The organism is Subsaximicrobium wynnwilliamsii, from assembly GCF_007997225.1.
Lineage (GTDB): Bacteria > Bacteroidota > Bacteroidia > Flavobacteriales > Flavobacteriaceae > Psychroserpens > Psychroserpens wynnwilliamsii.
In genome coordinates this window covers 125,159-142,335 of record NZ_VORM01000006.1, presented here as the reverse complement: position 1 = coordinate 142,335, position 17,177 = coordinate 125,159, and the positions used below count along the sequence as shown (strand labels likewise).

Annotated in this window: 10 protein-coding genes; 6 read left to right on the top strand and 4 right to left on the bottom strand. The window is 39.6% G+C overall.

Annotated features, from left to right (window positions below; all coding sequences use genetic code 11):
* The first annotated feature begins 58 nt into the window (after positions 1-58).
* The 3 genes from ESY88_RS07870 to ESY88_RS07860 all read left to right on the top strand — a co-directional run bounded on the left by ESY88_RS07870 (position 59) and on the right by ESY88_RS07860 (position 7,943).
* Positions 59-961: a PorP/SprF family type IX secretion system membrane protein gene (locus ESY88_RS07870; protein ID WP_147086145.1), complete on the top strand. Its 903-nt coding sequence runs from the start codon at positions 59-61 to the stop codon at positions 959-961.
* 18 nt (positions 962-979) lie between these two features.
* Positions 980-2,896, top strand: coding sequence for an OmpA family protein (locus tag ESY88_RS07865; protein ID WP_147086146.1), 1,917 nt, complete (start codon positions 980-982; stop codon positions 2,894-2,896).
* Between the two features lie 127 nt (positions 2,897-3,023).
* Positions 3,024-7,943 (top strand): choice-of-anchor L domain-containing protein, encoded by a 4,920-nt coding sequence (locus tag ESY88_RS07860; RefSeq protein ID WP_147086147.1) that lies wholly within the window; start codon positions 3,024-3,026, stop codon positions 7,941-7,943.
* 473 nt (positions 7,944-8,416) lie between these two features.
* Here ESY88_RS07860 and ESY88_RS07855 read toward each other — a convergent pair whose 3' ends face one another.
* From ESY88_RS07855 to ESY88_RS07845, 3 genes are all read right to left on the bottom strand, one after another.
* A complete protein-coding gene (locus tag ESY88_RS07855) occupies positions 8,417-8,794 on the bottom strand; it encodes a hypothetical protein (protein ID WP_147086148.1) in 378 nt (125 codons plus the stop codon).
* 78 nt (positions 8,795-8,872) lie between these two features.
* Positions 8,873-10,264 (bottom strand): DUF5689 domain-containing protein, encoded by a 1,392-nt coding sequence (locus tag ESY88_RS07850; protein WP_147086149.1) that lies wholly within the window; start codon positions 10,262-10,264, stop codon positions 8,873-8,875.
* Positions 10,265-10,331: 67 nt separating this feature from the next.
* Positions 10,332-13,202, bottom strand: a complete 2,871-nt coding sequence (locus tag ESY88_RS07845; RefSeq protein WP_223270763.1) for a TonB-dependent receptor — start codon at positions 13,200-13,202, stop codon at positions 10,332-10,334.
* Between the two features lie 130 nt (positions 13,203-13,332).
* Between ESY88_RS07845 and ESY88_RS07840 the strand changes: the two genes are divergently transcribed.
* Together ESY88_RS07840 and ESY88_RS07835 are read left to right on the top strand one after the other, a co-directional pair.
* A complete protein-coding gene (locus ESY88_RS07840; RefSeq protein ID WP_147086150.1) occupies positions 13,333-14,418 on the top strand; it encodes an endonuclease/exonuclease/phosphatase family protein in 1,086 nt (361 codons plus the stop codon).
* Positions 14,419-14,484: 66 nt separating this feature from the next.
* Entirely contained in the window at positions 14,485-14,880 is a 396-nt protein-coding gene (locus ESY88_RS07835) for a hypothetical protein (protein WP_147086151.1), read from the top strand.
* A 184-nt stretch (positions 14,881-15,064) separates the two neighbouring features.
* Here the strand turns inward: ESY88_RS07835 and ESY88_RS07830 are convergent, their stop codons facing one another.
* Positions 15,065-16,066, bottom strand: coding sequence for an NAD(P)H-dependent glycerol-3-phosphate dehydrogenase (locus tag ESY88_RS07830; protein WP_147086152.1), 1,002 nt, complete (start codon positions 16,064-16,066; stop codon positions 15,065-15,067).
* 131 nt (positions 16,067-16,197) lie between these two features.
* Here ESY88_RS07830 and ESY88_RS07825 point away from each other — a divergent pair, with 131 nt between their 5' ends.
* Complete coding sequence (locus ESY88_RS07825) at positions 16,198-17,160, top strand: nicotinic acid mononucleotide adenyltransferase (RefSeq protein WP_147086153.1); 963 nt, start codon at positions 16,198-16,200, stop codon at positions 17,158-17,160.
* Positions 17,161-17,177: the final 17 nt, after the last annotated feature.

The following is a 17,177-nucleotide window of genomic DNA, read 5'->3' as shown; positions in this document are numbered from 1 at the left end:
TAACGACCTTCCAATACATGAGCAGGTCACACCAAAAACTAAATCAAATAATTAACAGATGAAAAAACTTTATATCATTATTGTATTGCTCGCAGCAACACAGGTGTATGGTCAGCAAGACCCTCAATATACACAATACATGTATAATATGAATGTGGTCAACCCAGCCTACGCTGGATCTAAGGAAAGCTTATCTTTTGGACTTCTTTACCGCTCCCAGTGGGCGGGGATAGACGGAGCTCCAAAAACAGCGACCTTTTTTGGTCATACGCGAGTAGGAGAAAAAGTAGGATTGGGTTTGTCTGTTATATCAGATGAAATAGGACCTATCAAAGAAACCAACGCTTATGCCGATTTTTCTTATACACTGCAACTGGGTGGTGAGCATCGTTTGGCCTTTGGAATCAAGGCAGGTGCCACGTTTCACGACATAGGTCTTGCAGGGATAGATCTTATAGATCAAGATGATCAATTCTTTCAAAACATCAGTACTACAACCCCAAATATTGGTGCTGGAATTTTCTACTACACCGATAATTATTATTTAGCTGCGTCGGTACCAAATATCTTGAATTCTGTACACTTGGATGCCGATGGGAACAAACTGGGATCTGAAGAAAGACATTATTTCCTTACAGGTGGTTATGTGTTTCAGCTAAACGAGAATACTAAATTAAAGCCATCGTTTTTAGTGAAGTCGGCTTTTGGGGCACCAACCTCATATGATGTGAACTTGAATGCATTATTCTTTGAGAAGTTTGAGCTTGGAGCTTCATACCGCATGGATGACTCCTTTTCTGGTATTGTGAACTTTGCGATTACCCCAGATATTAGAGTGGGTTATGCCTATGATAACGTGACCTCTGATATCAAACGATTTGCTCCGGCATCTCACGAATTCTTGTTGTTATTTGACTTGAATTTCTCTAAAAAAGTTTCACGCTCACCTAGATATTTCTAATCAACTAAGCTAAACATTATGAAAAAAATAATTACACTTATTACAATCGCAGCGTTAAGTAGTTTTAGCTTAATTGCTCAAGATGCTAATACTAAAAAAGCAGATAAACATTTTAATCGATTTGAGTTCGTTGATGCTGCCGAGGATTATCAAGAAATCGTGGATGATGGTAATGCAAATGCCTACGTATATAGCCAATTAGCCGAATCGTATTACAATTTTTTCAAAACTATTGAGGCAGAGATGTACTATGCCAAAGCTTTGGAAACCTCTAGTGAACCTGAAATGGTCATCAAATATTCCCAAATGCTCAAGGCTAACGGGAAATACGAAGAGTCTAACGTTCAAATGAGAAAATTTGCGCAAATGCGGCCAAGCGATGAACGTGCAATCGCTTTCATTGAAAATCCAAATTATTTACCGAAAATTCTCGAAAAAGGAAAAAAATTCAATATCCAAAATGCATCCTTCAATACTGAATATTCAGATTTTGGAGGTACGCTGCAAGATGGAAAGCTGTACATCACTTCTGCAAGAAACACTTCAAGAAAAACCTATGGCTGGAACCAACAGCCTTTTTTGGATATGTACCAACTCACAAAAAATACAGATGGTACTTTTCAAGAAGCTACATTGGTTGAAGATAAAATCAATACCAAATACCACGAGGGTCTGGTGTCCTTTTCCCCAGATGGTAATACCATGTATTTCTCAAGGGAGAGTTATTTTGAGAAGGAGTTTGAAAAGGATTCAACCTCAAACGTAAAATACGGCACCTTACAGCTGTTCACGGCAAAAAAAGATGGTAATAACTGGAATAATGTTCAAGGTTTTGAAATGAACAATAATAATTATTCTGTCAAGAATCCAGCGGTAAGCCCAGACGGCAAAACGCTTTATTTCGCATCAGACATGCCAGGTGGCTTCGGTCTTTTCGATATTTATAAAGCAAGCATCAATGACGACGGTACTTTAGGGGAAGCCGTAAACTTAGGGCAAAAAGTCAATACCCCTGGTCGAGAAATGTTCCCATACGTTAGTAGCAACCAAACGCTGTATTTTTCCTCTAACGGTCATTTAGGCTTGGGCGGCTTGGATGTGTTTTATACCAGGGAAATTGACGGGAGGATGGCACCCATTCGCAACGTAGGAATCCCAATAAGTGGTAATTCCGATGATTTTGCCTTCTATTTGGATGAGGAAAGTGGCGAAGGTTTTGTGTCTTCAAACCGTGAAGGTGGTGTTGGAAGTGATGATGTTTATCTCATTAAAAAATTGCAGCCATTATGTGACGTGTTGATTACCGCAACTATAACTGATGATACTACGGGAGATCCGATTCAAGGGGCTTCGGTAGCACTTTCAGATAAAGATGGCAACCAATTGTTGACCAAACAAACCAATGCCGAAGGTAAGGTGGAATTTATTGTGGAGTGTGATCAAGAATCTGAGTTGCAAATAAGCATGGTAGATTATGACAGCAAGAAAGTGATAGTGGAAGCTTCCGAAGAGGAAGAAGTGGAAGTGAGCATTCAATTAGAACCTATCGAGAGGTTAATTTCTGCTGGCAGTATCAATCTTGAGACCATTTACTTCGACTTTGACAAGTCCAACATCACATCAAAAGCAGCCTTTGAATTGGATCAATTGGTTCAAATCATGAACAAGTACCCAAATTTGGTCATTAAAGCAACTTCTCATACAGATAGTAGAGGTTCTGATACTTATAATGAGGACCTTTCAGAAAGAAGAGCTAAAACCACAGTGCAATATGTGATTTCAAAAGGAATTGATGCTTCTCGAATTTCTGGAATAGGAAAAGGAGAAACAGAACCTAAAGTAGATTGTAGCGCTGGCTGCACTAAAGAACAGTATCAGATGAATAGAAGGTCTGAATTTATTATTGTAAGTGGTGCTGCGCAAGAACAGCAATAAAATAAAATGATCAACTAACCAAAATAGAGCTCTGCCGTAATCAAACAGGGCTTTATTTGTCTTTTTTTGAAAATGGATCAAGTTTCTGTTCAAAACTAATGACTGTTTAATAACCCAACTGAATCATATGAAAAAAGTTACCTTATTATTGATGTTCTGCAGCATATTTGGTATGCAGGCACAAATTTATTTACAGGAAAATTTTGATACTGCTATCCCTGCTACTTGGACTGTCACTGATGAAGGAGGAGCCACAGGGGATTCTTGGATTTCAGGAAAACAAGCAGGCACCAATAGTTTTGATGGTACTAACGCAGCACTTGTAAATAGTGATGCCAATGGGGCCGATACGCATCTCATTGAAACCTTGACCTCGCCAGTATTTGACGCTTCAGATGCAAGCGCCCTATTTCTCGATTTCAAACAGTATTATTTAAACATTGGACCTGATTTTAGCAAAGTTGAAATTTTTGATGGTACCAATTGGATAGAAGTGCTCAACCAAACTGCTACAGTAGGAAGTTTTGCAACACCAAATGAACAACATATCGATATTACCCAATACGCCAATGCCAACATGCAGGTGCGATTTATTTATGATGATGGCGATGTTTGGGCATGGTATTGGATGGTTGATGATGTTTTAGTATATAACTCCACTTGTAATTTCCCTTCGGCACTTTCCGTTGCGAGTATTACGGAAACCACTGCCGACCTTTCATGGACGCCAGGTGGTGTGGAAACAGCATGGGAATTAATCAATCAAGAAGCCGATGGGCCAGTGCCTACCGAGGGAGATACTGGGACTGCAACTTCCAATAATCCCTATACAGTTTCAGGGCTGACCTTAGGAACAAATTATGAATTTTATGTGAGAGCCAATTGTGGTGCAGAAGACGGAAACAGCAACTGGGCTGGACCTTTTGCATACAGAGTTAGTGGGGTTGGCGAAGTTTGTGGAAACCCAATTCTTATAGACACTGCATTACCTTATACCACGACAGATAGCACCAGTGATTATGGTGACGATTACTCAGGAAGTCCAGGTGAAGCTTGCGGGTCTGGCTTTGGCTATTTGAATGGTGACGATGTGGTGTATTCTTATACACCAGCAGCAGATACCTCTATTGACATCACGCTCTCCGCACTCAACTCCAATTATGCGGGCATATTTGTATATACCGATTGCGCCAATATTGGCACCCAATGTGATGCCGGCGCAGTAAATGGTTTTGCCAGTGGTAATTTGGTCATCGATAACTATGCTGTCACAAATGGTCAAACCTACTATATTGTGATTTCCACCTGGGCAGCGCCTCAGTCTACAGATTATACCTTGACTTTGACAGAGAATACCTGTGTTGATCCTCAAGCTACTTTTAGTGTGCTAAGTGATTGTGATAATGCACCTCAGTTTTTTATTGAAGCTGATTTAACCAGTTTAGGCTCTGCCAGTGCTGTTACAATCTCTGACGATCAAGGCAGTGATGCTCAAACTGTGAGCGCTTTGGGTATTGTGAGCTTCGGGCCATTTCCAAATAATACACCAGTTGAAATTACAATTGCAAATAATGATGATGCGAACTGTGTCATTACCAGTACAGGACTAACGCAACAGTATTGCTTAGACACCATAGTTGATTGTACAGCAGGGCCAATAAATGCCTTCTATTGTTATCAAAATAGCGATACCAATCAATTTTCTTATACCAGTACCGATGGTTCGTCCTTGAGATTAACAATCAACTCTGGCGAAGTTGAAGGCGCTCCATGGGATTTTCTAGTAATTTTGGATTCTGATGGGGTTACCCAATTATATAATGGAGAAGGTAATGATGGTGATATCTCTGGATTGGTATTTCAATCTTCAGGAGACACTATCTATTTCCAGATTACTTCCGATACATCGGTTTCTTGTGAATCAGGTTCGTTTTCAGAAGGCATCGATTATACTGTAGTTTGTGCTACCTGTGTTAATCCCACAGCGACCTATAATGTGGTAAGCGATTGTGTTAACGGACCTCAATTTTTTGTGGATGTCGATATCACAGATCTAGGATCTGCAAGCGCACTAACTGTTACTGATAATCAAAGTAGCGATCCACAGCCAGTTACCGAAACGGGTACTGTAACCTTCGGTCCTTTTGCAAACAATACACCGGTTGAAATCACTATTTCTAATGATGACGATAACAACTGCACTATTGAAAGTAATTCACTTACCCAAGAATTTTGCTTTGATACCCTTATTGATTGCTCAGCAGGACCTTACACGGTTTCCTATTGCTATATCGCTAATGACACCAATCAATTTTCCTATACAAGCAACGATGGTACGCCATTGAACTTAACTATCAATTCTGGTGAAGTAGAAGGGGATCCCTTCGATTTTCTTATTATTTTAGATTCTGATGGCGTTACAGAACTATACAACGGTGAGGGTAATAACGGTGATCTTGCCGGATTGACCTTTCAATCCACTGGAGATACCATTTATTTTCAAATCGAGTCCGATTTCTCAGTGAGCTGTGAATCTGGAACTTTTGATGAAGGTATCAATTATACGGTTTCCTGTGCTACTTGTATCAATCCTGCTGCAACCTATCAAATTGTGGATGATTGTGACAATGGTGAGCAATTCTTAATTGATGTCAATTTGAGTACCATTGGCGATGCTAGCTCTGTGACCATTTCCAATAATGTAAATGCAGATACAACAACCGCTACAGAAGCGGGGATCTATCAAATAGGGCCGTTTCCGTTTTTGACAGATGTTATTGTCACGTTAAGTAATGATCAAGATGTCAATTGTGTTGTTAATAGCTCAGCTTTTCAATTGTCTGCTTGTCCGCCAGAAAACGATAATCCTTGTAATGCAACAACAGTAGCCGTTAATGACGACGCCTCATGTACCCTGTTTGCCTCAGGCACTTTATTAGAAGCAACACCTTCGGGAATTGCATCTGGCAGCTGTGCTGGTAATCCAAATGACGATGTTTGGTTTCAATTTACCGCTTCAAGTGAATTCCAGATCGTTCAAATGCTCAATATCGATTCAACTGGCTTTTTCGAAAATATTGACCACGCAGTCTATAGCGGTTCTTGCGAGGCACCGGTAGAGTTATATTGCTCTGCTGGCGAGGCTAGCATCACGCCAGAATTAACGGTTGGTGATACTTATTTCGTTAGAGTCTTTTCAGCAGGTAACCTTCCAACAGATTATACATTTGATCTATGTATAAAACCAGGCACTGGAAATGTAACGGTAGATCAAGAAGAATATACTGTTGAGCAGCTGGTAACCGATGTATTGATCAATAGCCCATGTGCACAAGTGACAAATATAACCTTCTCAACAGGTACCAATTTTGGAAGCACCAACGGTATTGGCTATTTCGAGGCTGAGGAAGGTAGTTTTCCTTTTACTGAAGGCCTAGTGTTGACTACTGGAAATGCAAGTAGAGCAGCTGGCCCCAACTTTGACAACCTCAGTGATGGTTTTGAGGGGGATTGGGTTGGCGATGCCGATCTAGATGCCATTGTAGCAGATGAAACTTTTAACGCCACCATCGTGGAATTTGACTTTGTTCCGCTATCCAACGAGATAAGTTTTGATTTCATAATGGCCTCTGAAGAATATGATCAAGGTTTTTTTGAGTGTGAATATTCTGATGCTTTTGCATTCTTTTTAACAGATGAAGATGGAAATACCACCAACCTTGCGGTATTGCCTGGTACTAACACTCCAATTTTGGTTACTAATATTCATCCAGACAATGGATCCTGTCCAGCAGTGAACGAAGAGTACTTTGGCGAATACATCCCGACCGGCTTGCCACCAATCAGTTTTGATGGTCGTACCGCAGTATTTACCGCATTTTCTGAAGTGAATTTGGGAGAGACCTATCATATCAAGTTGGTAATTGCCGATGCGCGTGATACCGCCTTTGATTCAGGAGTATTCTTGAAGGCAGGTAGTTTTGATATTGGTGAAATAGATCTTGGAGCAGACATCACTGTTGAAGCAGGTACTGCTACTTGCAATGGGGCACCCGTGACCATACAAACTACAGCGGTCAATGTAAATCACGTTTGGTATAAGGATGGCTTTGAAATCGTTGGAGAGACCTCTAATGTATTGACTGTTACAGAAGAAGGAACTTACACCGTACAGATTATATTTTCTGCACAGTGTAATGTGTCTGATGAAATTGTTATAGAATATCTACCGCTTCCACAAATTGCAGAAACACCGCCTAGTTTAGTGGGTTGTTCCATTGGTGCGGGTACTGCAGTATTTACGTTGGAAGATAATAATACGGAAATTTTAGCTGGAGTTGATGATAATTCCAATTATACCATATCTTATCATTTAAGTGAAGAAGCGGCTACAAATGGTGACAATGCCTTGCAAAGCCCTTATACGAGTGTTTCAAACCCACAAACGGTTTATGCTTTAGTGACCAACAACACTACTGGCTGTGAGGAAACAACGAGTTTTGATTTGATTTTGGGTATTGAACCCGAAACAACCTTCACAGAAGATTTTGATTATGAAGTTTGCCCAGATGCAGTTAACCCAATTATAATTACTGCGACTGCTGTAAATTATGAATTATCAAACGTAAACATACAATGGTACAGAGATGGGCAACCAGAGCCTATTGCAGGACAGAGCGGACTTACCTTACCAGTTTTAGAAGGAGATATCTACACCATTGTGGTAACTTTTAATGATACAGGTTGTAGTGCTTCACAGGATATCGAAGTGATTACCTTAGAGAGTTGTGTGATTCCACAAGGCATCTCTCCAAATAATGATGGTAAGAACGACAGGTTTGACCTAAGTAATTTTAGGGTCACTAGCCTGGAGATCTTTAATCGCTATGGGTCTTCAGTCTACGAAAAAACCGGTTCCTACGTTGATGAATGGTTCGGTCAGGCCGAAAATGGAGATGAATTGCCAGTTGGCACGTATTTCTATTCCATACAATTTGAAGATGGCGAGCGCGTCACAGGATGGGTTTATATACAACGTGAAAATTAAAAAGACATAATCAACCAAATGTTTTAGAAAAGCCTCAATTGCATTGTCAATTGAGGCTTTTTGTTTAAATGAGGTTCTGCGGAAGGATGAGGTTGCAAGAGGCCAATGGATAGATTGGAATGGCTATTTTATTTTGCAGAAGACAGGGTCACCGTTTAAAGCTCACCTAAATGATACATCTAGGCACCATGTGACCTTGCTAGAACACTCCTTTTTTTACTTCGGAAAAATTGTGATACGCAATAATGGGAAGATAAAAAGATGCTTAGGCATTTTGAAGCGCTGCATTGAGATTCAAATGAAGTAGAGGAGTAAAATTTTTGAAAAGTCTTAAAAATCTCGAACGTGCCTATCTGTTCAGCAGGCAATTCTAAAACGAAGATCTATGCGTTTTGAACGCTAATACTTGCTAATCAATAACAGCTATAATCAATCAATCAGTTTAGAATCCTTTCAGAAATAGCAGATGTCACTCAAAGCCCTTGTAACAAGATTGCGGAAAAAAGGATGGTACCTACCAACAAAATCCAAAGGATCCAAACACTATAGAGCTGCTCTTTATTGTTGAGGTTTTTGGCATTCATGATTTTTCGTTTCTTCCCGCTGTATTGTATCCAATTTTTAAAAATGATGATGAAACAACCCAATACAAAGAGCAACCAGGCATTATCTGAAGACATGCTTGTAGTGTGCATCTGTTTTAAGAAAAAAGCCAACAGCAAACCTGTGAGCAATAATAATGCACATTGCAAACTGGAAATGTAAAAGAGAGCAATGGTATTGGCCTTTTGCTTGTATTTTGGTTTATAGTGCTTAAAGCAACTAAAAAAAAGTTGATCAAAAAAGGTCATTGTGGGATGGTTTTATAATTTGACAAAGAAACCATAATCCTTGGTTTATTTCTCTATGTCTATCATTTTTATTAGAGATTAATTACCGGTCACTTTGATATTGTCAAGATGGTATCTTGTTGTCGCAGTAGGATCTGAACCTTCATAGAAGAACCCAACATTGATGTTGCCGTCTAAACAAGAAATATTTATTGGACCAATGGTTTCGAAATCACCAAAAGCAGCACTTGGGCCAACTGGGATAATAGCATCCAAAGGTTGCCACTCTGTGGTTGTTGGATCGCCGGTATAGTTGGTAGTAACAAGTACCGTTAAGTTAGTACCTGTATCATAACTTGCTTGAATATCAAAAGATAACTGCTCGCCAGTGGTAACATTTAGGTCAATAACTGGCGTTACCAACCAAACATCGGCTTCCTGATTGCCTGAGAAAGCGGCGGAGATGCGGGAATAATTATTGCCACCAAACCCGTTGATTAACCAATTGGTATTGGTGCCGCTTATGTTTACATTGGTCCAGCCTTCGATTGTATAGGATCCAAAGCCTTCAAAGTTTTCAAAATAGAGATCCTGTCCTCCTCCAGAAGCACCATTGCAATCTAAAACATTTGGATCGCAGCGTTGGTCATTATCAAAAAAAATATCTTCAGGCGCGTTTACCGTAACGTTGAAAGCATCGCCAAAGAAGTTCTTGGTTAAGATGGCATTCATTGACCCACTGTTTGATGGTAAGTGCAACGACTTATAATCTGCAAAAGTGCTGGTCGTGAAAATGGTTGAAGCATTGCTATTGCAGCTTTCCAATCTACGCTCTGCATCAAAGCTATCGTCTATTTCTGCCGCAAAAGTGGTTTGATTTCCATTAATCACTAGATTTCTATTAAACTGCACGTTATCCAATCGTATCCATAGGTTGGTTTTGTCATCAGAGAATTCAGAAATACTCAAAGGCATAGGCACCAAGATGCCAGTTTCCGAAGATCTTCTTAGTGTTTCGGTCTCTGAGAAAGCAGGGATTTTTTGAATATTATTGGCATTGGGGATAATGCCTAATGTAAGCACGCCATCATCGTCAACTGCACTCAAATCCTTAAGTTTCACATAGACTTTTCGACCCACTTCATACCTTGTGAACAGCGGGCTGTTATCGATCATTATTTTGATGCCTACGGTAGGATTTTCCAATTTATCCTGAAGCACAAGTTCTTCAAAAAAGTTACTGCCTTCATCTGAAGAAATCACGTAGCCTTCCATATAATCGCTTGGGCCATTTTCAAATTCAAAGAGATGAAGTCCACCAGATTGCGCTACATTTCCTTTAACTGAAGCAATAGAAACAATGTTTCCATCTAATTGAGGCTCCGTAATGCTTGTATCTGGCGTATCAAAATCATCATCCTGCACGCAGCTATTAAATACTGCCATCCCTAAAAACAGTAGCAGTACTTGGGTTAAATTAATTGTTTTCATGGTATTCCTTTTTTTTTTTCCTAGTGATAGGGTATTTGTTTGGACGGTTTCTTGTGCTGTAATTTGTTCAGAATCTTACGTAAAAGTTAAGATAATAGGTGGTACCGAAACCAAAAAAGTAGCGGGAGCCAAATACTTCGCCGGTATCTCTTGTCTCGTCTTCCAAAACGCGATCATAAGTTGCCAAACGGGATTGCTCAAACCCACCGGTTTTATAGGTTTTATCAAAAACATTGTTGATCGTAGCAAAGAAACCTACAAAGTAATCATCAATCTTCCATGATTTGCCTCCCACAATATTAACAAGCATGTAGTTGTCAAACTGTTCTTGCTTTAGAAGCGTTTTAGCGATTTCGGGATCGTAATCAGCAATAGGCTGCCCATCATAATCGGTACTAAAATTAGCCGATCTCGACAAATTACTGACGTCAAGATAGGCATTTGAGAAAAAGTTTGAGGTAGCACCTATCCACCAATAATCTGGGTCTCGATATTCAAAACCTAGTTGATACGCGATCTCTGGGCCACCAGCAACGTGAAGGTTCTTGATTTTTGTGCTGCCATCCCCAAAGCGCAGTTCAGCTTGAAAATCGTCACTGCTAAGATAAAGATTGGGATTGTTGTTGTAAATGTATTGCCCTGCAGAGGCTGCTGCTTTTAATTTTATAGTTGGGGTTACTTGCGCCTCTATACCTAACTCTGCACCAAGATTTCGAATTTCAATATTGGTCATCACTTCTTGAACAAAGGCATCGCCAGTATCCAATCCCAAACCTGCAAGATCTTCAGTATAATAGAAACCAATATCAGTACCGTTTTCAAATCCAGAATAAAAGCCGGTCAAACGTGCCTTCACAATTGGAGATCTAAAAATATAGCTCAAGTCAATAGCTTGAATTTGCTCACTATCCAACCCACTTACAATCTTGTTATTCTGTCTCGCGTTACTAAACGAATTTCTAATGGTTGGTGCCTTGGTGAAATAGCTTGCATTGAGATCTATTAAGTGACGACCTGTAATTTTGTAAGTACCACCTGCTTTTACGCCATAGTTTGTAAAATTGAGTTTATCACTTTTTCCAAAAGAACCTTCGGGGCCAGAGCCTATGAAGTTGCCATTTTCATATAAACCATTTCTTTGGTAATTGGTTTGCGAAATATGGGCTCCTACATAAAAATCAATCTTATTGTATTTAAATTGTAGCTGTGCAAAACCAGTGAAAACGTTCGCATTGATATCATAATTGTATTTGTAGCGATCACCTTCCTGTACGATTCTATTGGGATTGTTACGGTCACTTTGAGCAATGTCTTCCAATCCTAAAGTGGAGTTTGGGCCGAGTTCTTCAGCAAAAAAATCAACATCCAAGAACCCTGTTCCTCCCAGCAAATCTTTTAGCATGGCAAAATTCTCAGATTTGAGTTTTCTAAAGCGTAATGAGGCGTTCAATCGAATGCGATCGGTCAAATCGGTATCAAAAATAGTGTTGATGCTTATTTGCTTATCATCATTTCTATCTTCTTGAATGGCGTACGTGGAATTACCCAATCTGGTACCATTAGATCTCAGTCTTGTATTGGCGCCGTATAGCGCAGTCCAATCCAACTGTCCATCATTTCTAAAGCTCTGCTCTGCCAAATAAGCTTGTTGGTAGTTGTAAGACGTTAAATTGTCAAATCGCAATTGATAACTTGGCAGGTTTTGGTAATAAGCAGGATCAGGATTTCTTGCACCTCCTATATAAGAGGGTTGGCCATTGAAATTACTCAAGCGTGTACCACCATTGTCAATCCTGGTGTTTCCAATTTTGCCAAATTGGTAGGCAAGGTTGGTGTTTAATTGCGTTTTTGAACTGATATCCCAGTAGTGGTTCAACATTAAAATTGGCTCTAGGATGTCTCTGGTTCTGGAATTTCTAATCTCGCCAGCTTGAGCACCCCAAAACGGGTTGTAGGTGTTGCCTTTAATATCAAACACTTCTTGAGTGATCGCTGTGGATCTGCCCCGTCTATTTTGGGCATAAATAGCAGTAAAGTTAAGGCTGTGTTTGTCGTTAATTTGTTTTTCGACAGCTGCAAAAAATGAATTTGAATCATATAAGCTTCCATCTACAAATCCTTCCTCACCAGAGCGTCGAGAGGCTAATATAGTGTAGGCCCAGCCTCCTTTTAACAAACCAGAACTGTAACTCGCCATAACGCGATCTGTGTAGCTTCTGTTAGAGCTAGCGTATGAAAAGCGACCGCCTTCACTATATTTTGAGGCGCGCATTACAATATTATTGGTGCCAGCTAGATCTCCAAACGTATAATCGTTGGCAGTACTTCCCATGGTAAACTCTTGGTTGCGCTGCACATCGTTTAGGCCGCCCCAATTGCCCCATTGTGGTCTGCCATTGAATTGTTTGTTCATTTCAATGCCGTTGATCAAGACCTTGCCATTTGCATTATCCAGACCTCTTGGCCTAAAAAAGGTCGCGCTAAAATCAAAGGCTGCAGCATTGAGATAAACATCTCTAGAGGCTTGTAGCAAACCAGAAACATTATCTGTTAAGCCATCATCCTCACTGTTGAGGTTATCGTCTGATATGGAGATGATAAACAGGTCTTTTTTGTCACTTTGGTCGTAATCCAAGGTAATGCCACTAATATCCACGGTTTTGCCTTTATTCACGACAATGGGGTAGCGCTTTGTTTTGTAACCTATTTTTTCCACTTTTAAGATCTGTTCGCCAAGGGGAATAATGGTCTTAAATTGAAACTCTCCTTTAGCGTCGGTGGTGGTACTTTGTGTAGTCTCTTCAATGGTTATGGTTACATCAGGAATGGGATCACCAGACGTGCCATCTAACACACTGCCTTTAACAACAGTGTCTTGGGCAAAAGATATAAATATGGAGAGCATTCCGAATAGAAAAATCAACAATTTTTTCCTCATGCCTAAACTTTCAGATTAATAACCTCCTTTTATTGAATATTAAGTTATTTAAAGTCAGCAAATTAAGATTATTTCTAATAATTACATACTTTTGAAGTGACATTTGCATGCTTATGAAAAATTCATATTAATGAACTTGAAATCCATACATTTTTCTATAGCCTTGCTCTGTCTTTTGATAAGCTTTAATGGCCTCGCTCAAGACCTTAATAAGGAGAGACGCTTTAAAATCCACACCGTGGCTTTTTATAATCTCGAAAACTTGTTTGATACGATCAATGATCCTATAAAATTTGACGAGGCCAGTCCCATAATGGAAATGAAGACCAATAGAGCAGAGGTTTACGCCAAGAAAGTGCATAATATGGCAAGGGTTGTCGCAGATATTGGCGCAGAAGTCTCAGGGAACAGTCCCGCGGTAATTGGCGTCTGCGAAGTGGAAAATCGCAGCGTATTAGTAGATTTGGTCAATGACCCTTTATTGCTTGGTAAGGATTATGGCATCATTCACTATGAATCTCCAGACGCTAGGGGAATCGATGTGGCTCTTTTATACCAAAAGAAACTGTTCAAACCGAGTAATCACAGTAGCCACCAGGTTGATCTATTTAAAGACGGCAATTCTAGAGAACGTAAATATACTAGAGACCAATTATTGGTAAGCGGTATGCTGGATGGAGAACTCATCCACCTTATTGTCAATCACTGGCCCTCAAGAAGTGGAGGTGAGGCTAAAAGTAGACCTAACCGAGTCGCAGCTGCAAAAGTAAGTAAAAGGCTTATTGATTCGCTGCAAGCTAAAGACCCCTACGCTAAAGTTTTTATGATGGGTGATTTAAATGATGATCCAACCAATGCCAGTCTCAAGGAAGTTCTTAAAACAAAGAGCGATAAGGAAGATTTGGACTTGAAAGGGTTGTACAACCCTTATGAAGATATGTTTGTAAAGGATGGCTTTGGCACCACAGCTTATAGAGATGCCTGGAGTTTGTTTGACCAAATTGTAATGACCAAACCGCTTACTGATACTGAGGATTACGAATCCTTCAGATTATATAAAGCCGGTATTTATAATAAGTTATACTTAACCAATAAACGTGGTCGCTACAAAGGATATCCATTGCGTAGCTTCTCAGATGGTGGTTTTACAGATGGGTTTAGTGATCACTTTCCAGTATATGTGTATCTTATAAAGGAGGTAAAAGATGATAATTAACGTATTTTGCTTCGGAATTGATTTTTCAACAATTCATAATAGCCTTGAATGCATCAAAATTCATTTATGAAAAAAGATATTATAATCCCAAAAGTAGATAACGTCTTCGTTGCTATAGTGCAAGAAGAGCATCACGAATACAAAACGATGGATTGGAACGCCTACATCATCAATAATAAGGACGTTGATTTGGATACTGTCTTAATTGCGTCCAAAGGGTTTTCTAAAGACAAGATCACACCAGTGATGCGGCACAGTCTAAAACTGTTGCCAGCAAGGAGCTACGCCAAGATTGAATTTATGCAAGAACGGTTATTGGCCTTGAACAATGAATTTAAGGTTTCGTTTTTTGAGGGCAATCAACTTTTTGATAAAACCTATACCTTCAAAAAAAACACAATCAATGAAAACGCCTTACAAAAGATCCCGCTTATGCAATTGAAAGGGGTTTTGATGAAATAGCCTTGGCTTATTAGGTTGAGCCATGGGTTATTGATGGGCCAGGTGCTAAAATCAAATAAGATTTTTCGGTTAGATCCTGAGTTCAAGAGCTGGAATGATTTGGATTTCGATGTTTCGTCACTGAAGCTTCGATATGATTAATGTTATCATTTTTTCTGCTAACAGCTAATGGGACTTCTAAAAATCAATTCAATTTTTCAGTCAATTTTTGAAATACCTTTTTAGGGTTCTTGTTTTCATATAAAATTGCATAGACTGCATCTATGATGGGCAACTTGGTTTTTTTTGTGTTCTTAATGTTGAGTTGCTTGGCACTTTTAGTCGCGTAATACCCCTCTGCGACCATATTCATCTCCATTTGTGCCGATTTTACGGTGTAGCCTTTCCCAACCATGTTGCCAAACATGCGGTTTCGTGAAAATGCAGAATAACCTGTTACCAATAAATCTCCCAAATAAGCCGAATCGTTGATATTACGTTTCATTTTGTGCATTTTATTGATAAAACGTTTCATCTCGCGTATGGCATTACTCATAAGCACACTTTGAAAATTATCGCCATAGCCTAAACCATGTGCGATGCCGGCTGCAATGGCATAAATGTTTTTGAGCATGACGGCATATTCAATCCCAATCACATCATCGCTAACCCTAGTATTGATGTAATCACTGGATAGCGCGTTGGCTATGGTTTGACCCAATTCTTGATCTGTGCAGGCAATCGTGAGATAGGAAAGACGCTCTAAAGCCACCTCCTCGGCATGGCATGGGCCAGCGATCACTGCGATGTGCTCTAACGGAATCTTATAATCATCATTAAAATGCTCGCCCACCAATTTACCGGTTTCGGGCATGATACCCTTGACTGCTGAAACTATGGTTTTTTTCGAAATATCCACCGTGAGTTTCTCCAGTTCAGAATGGATGAATGCCGAAGGGATCACAAAAACCAATACATCGGCCCATTTGGCCATTTCGTTGATGTCGTTGCTTAATTTGAGTTGGGAGGGTTTAAATTCTACCGAACTTAAATAGCTGGGATTGTGCTGCTCTTTCAATAAGTGTTCCTTTGTATAAACACTGCGCATGTACCAGCCCACAGTATCCAAGTTCTCACATAGCATTTTCACAATCGCGGTGGCCCAACTTCCTGCACCAAAAACGGCGTACTTTAAAGGTTTACTCATAATGATTCACTAGATGTTTCTACTCCAAAAATACATAAAATATAATGTTTATAAAGGCTGAAAGATATTCAGTTCCATTTTTGGCACAGGTTTTGAAAAACAGCACTTTGTAATCTCTTAAAACGAAACGCATGAAAACCACTAAACTACTTTTAGGCTTCGCACTACTGGCTGTCTTTCTTACCTCGTGTTATAAAGAGGAGATTATTGTTGATGATTTGGGGGAAACGCCACCAACTTCGGTCAATCAAATGCTCAATACTTACGAGCTTTGGTATGTAGATGTCAATCAAACGCTTGGTGCTGGAGAAACACCCTTTTTGCAGATTGCCTTTACCTTATCCTTTAGAAATGGGGTGCTTTATGCCAATAATAACCTCGTGGGCTTTGGTAGCCAGGGCAACGGATTTGGTATTGATGTGGGCACTTACGATGCCTTTGATGGGATTTTGGATGTGAATCACGATGTGGATGGCTATCAAACCTTTGACATCTTTCAAATTGATTATAATACCATTGAACTTTACAACCCGTTTAACGATACCTCGTATTTTCTAAACGGATACCAACGCAATACCTTTGACTATGACTTTGTGTTTTATGACAACATCCATTATTTTCTTCAAGAATATGAAGCTTGGGAAAAAACTTATACCAGTCAATTTGGAGCATTGAACGATTTTGACAACGAAACCTATTTGCAGTTTTTGTCTGGTGGGAATGATTCAGAATTCCGTAGCTCTCGAGATGTCAATTTGAATAATCCAAATAGCATTTTTTGGGATTATATGGGCGTTTACGGTGTTGGGAATCTTAGCAACAACAGCGCTCTAAAAACATTAACATTAGATTATGATTACTTCAACAATGAATATTTTGAACTAAGCGTTATCAATGATCAGCGCATAGAATTGTTTCATCAAACATCTGGCACCATTTATGAGTTCTCTGGTCGAGGTTATATCCAATACCTAAGGGCTGCAGAGACCGCTGAAAAAGGAGATGCCACTAATAAAAATACAGAAGTGTTTCTGAAAAAACGCAAACAAAAAACGCCTAAAAAAGCAAATCCAAGACATAGCACAAGAAACTAAATTTTGGTTGGTTATTT

What these genes read in the sequence shown, in the direction of transcription:
- ESY88_RS07870 (WP_147086145.1), top strand. Translation starts at nt 59, where the DNA reads ATGAAAAAACTTTATATCATTATTGTATTGCTCGCAGCAACACAGGTG.
- ESY88_RS07865 (WP_147086146.1), top strand. Translation starts at nt 980, where the DNA reads ATGAAAAAAATAATTACACTTATTACAATCGCAGCGTTAAGTAGTTTT.
- ESY88_RS07860 (WP_147086147.1), top strand. Translation starts at nt 3,024, where the DNA reads ATGAAAAAAGTTACCTTATTATTGATGTTCTGCAGCATATTTGGTATG.
- ESY88_RS07855 (WP_147086148.1), bottom strand. Translation starts at nt 8,794, where the DNA reads ATGACCTTTTTTGATCAACTTTTTTTTAGTTGCTTTAAGCACTATAAA.
- ESY88_RS07850 (WP_147086149.1), bottom strand. Translation starts at nt 10,264, where the DNA reads ATGAAAACAATTAATTTAACCCAAGTACTGCTACTGTTTTTAGGGATG.
- ESY88_RS07845 (WP_223270763.1), bottom strand. Translation starts at nt 13,202, where the DNA reads ATGAGGAAAAAATTGTTGATTTTTCTATTCGGAATGCTCTCCATATTT.
- ESY88_RS07840 (WP_147086150.1), top strand. Translation starts at nt 13,333, where the DNA reads ATGAACTTGAAATCCATACATTTTTCTATAGCCTTGCTCTGTCTTTTG.
- ESY88_RS07835 (WP_147086151.1), top strand. Translation starts at nt 14,485, where the DNA reads ATGAAAAAAGATATTATAATCCCAAAAGTAGATAACGTCTTCGTTGCT.
- ESY88_RS07830 (WP_147086152.1), bottom strand. Translation starts at nt 16,066, where the DNA reads ATGAGTAAACCTTTAAAGTACGCCGTTTTTGGTGCAGGAAGTTGGGCC.
- ESY88_RS07825 (WP_147086153.1), top strand. Translation starts at nt 16,198, where the DNA reads ATGAAAACCACTAAACTACTTTTAGGCTTCGCACTACTGGCTGTCTTT.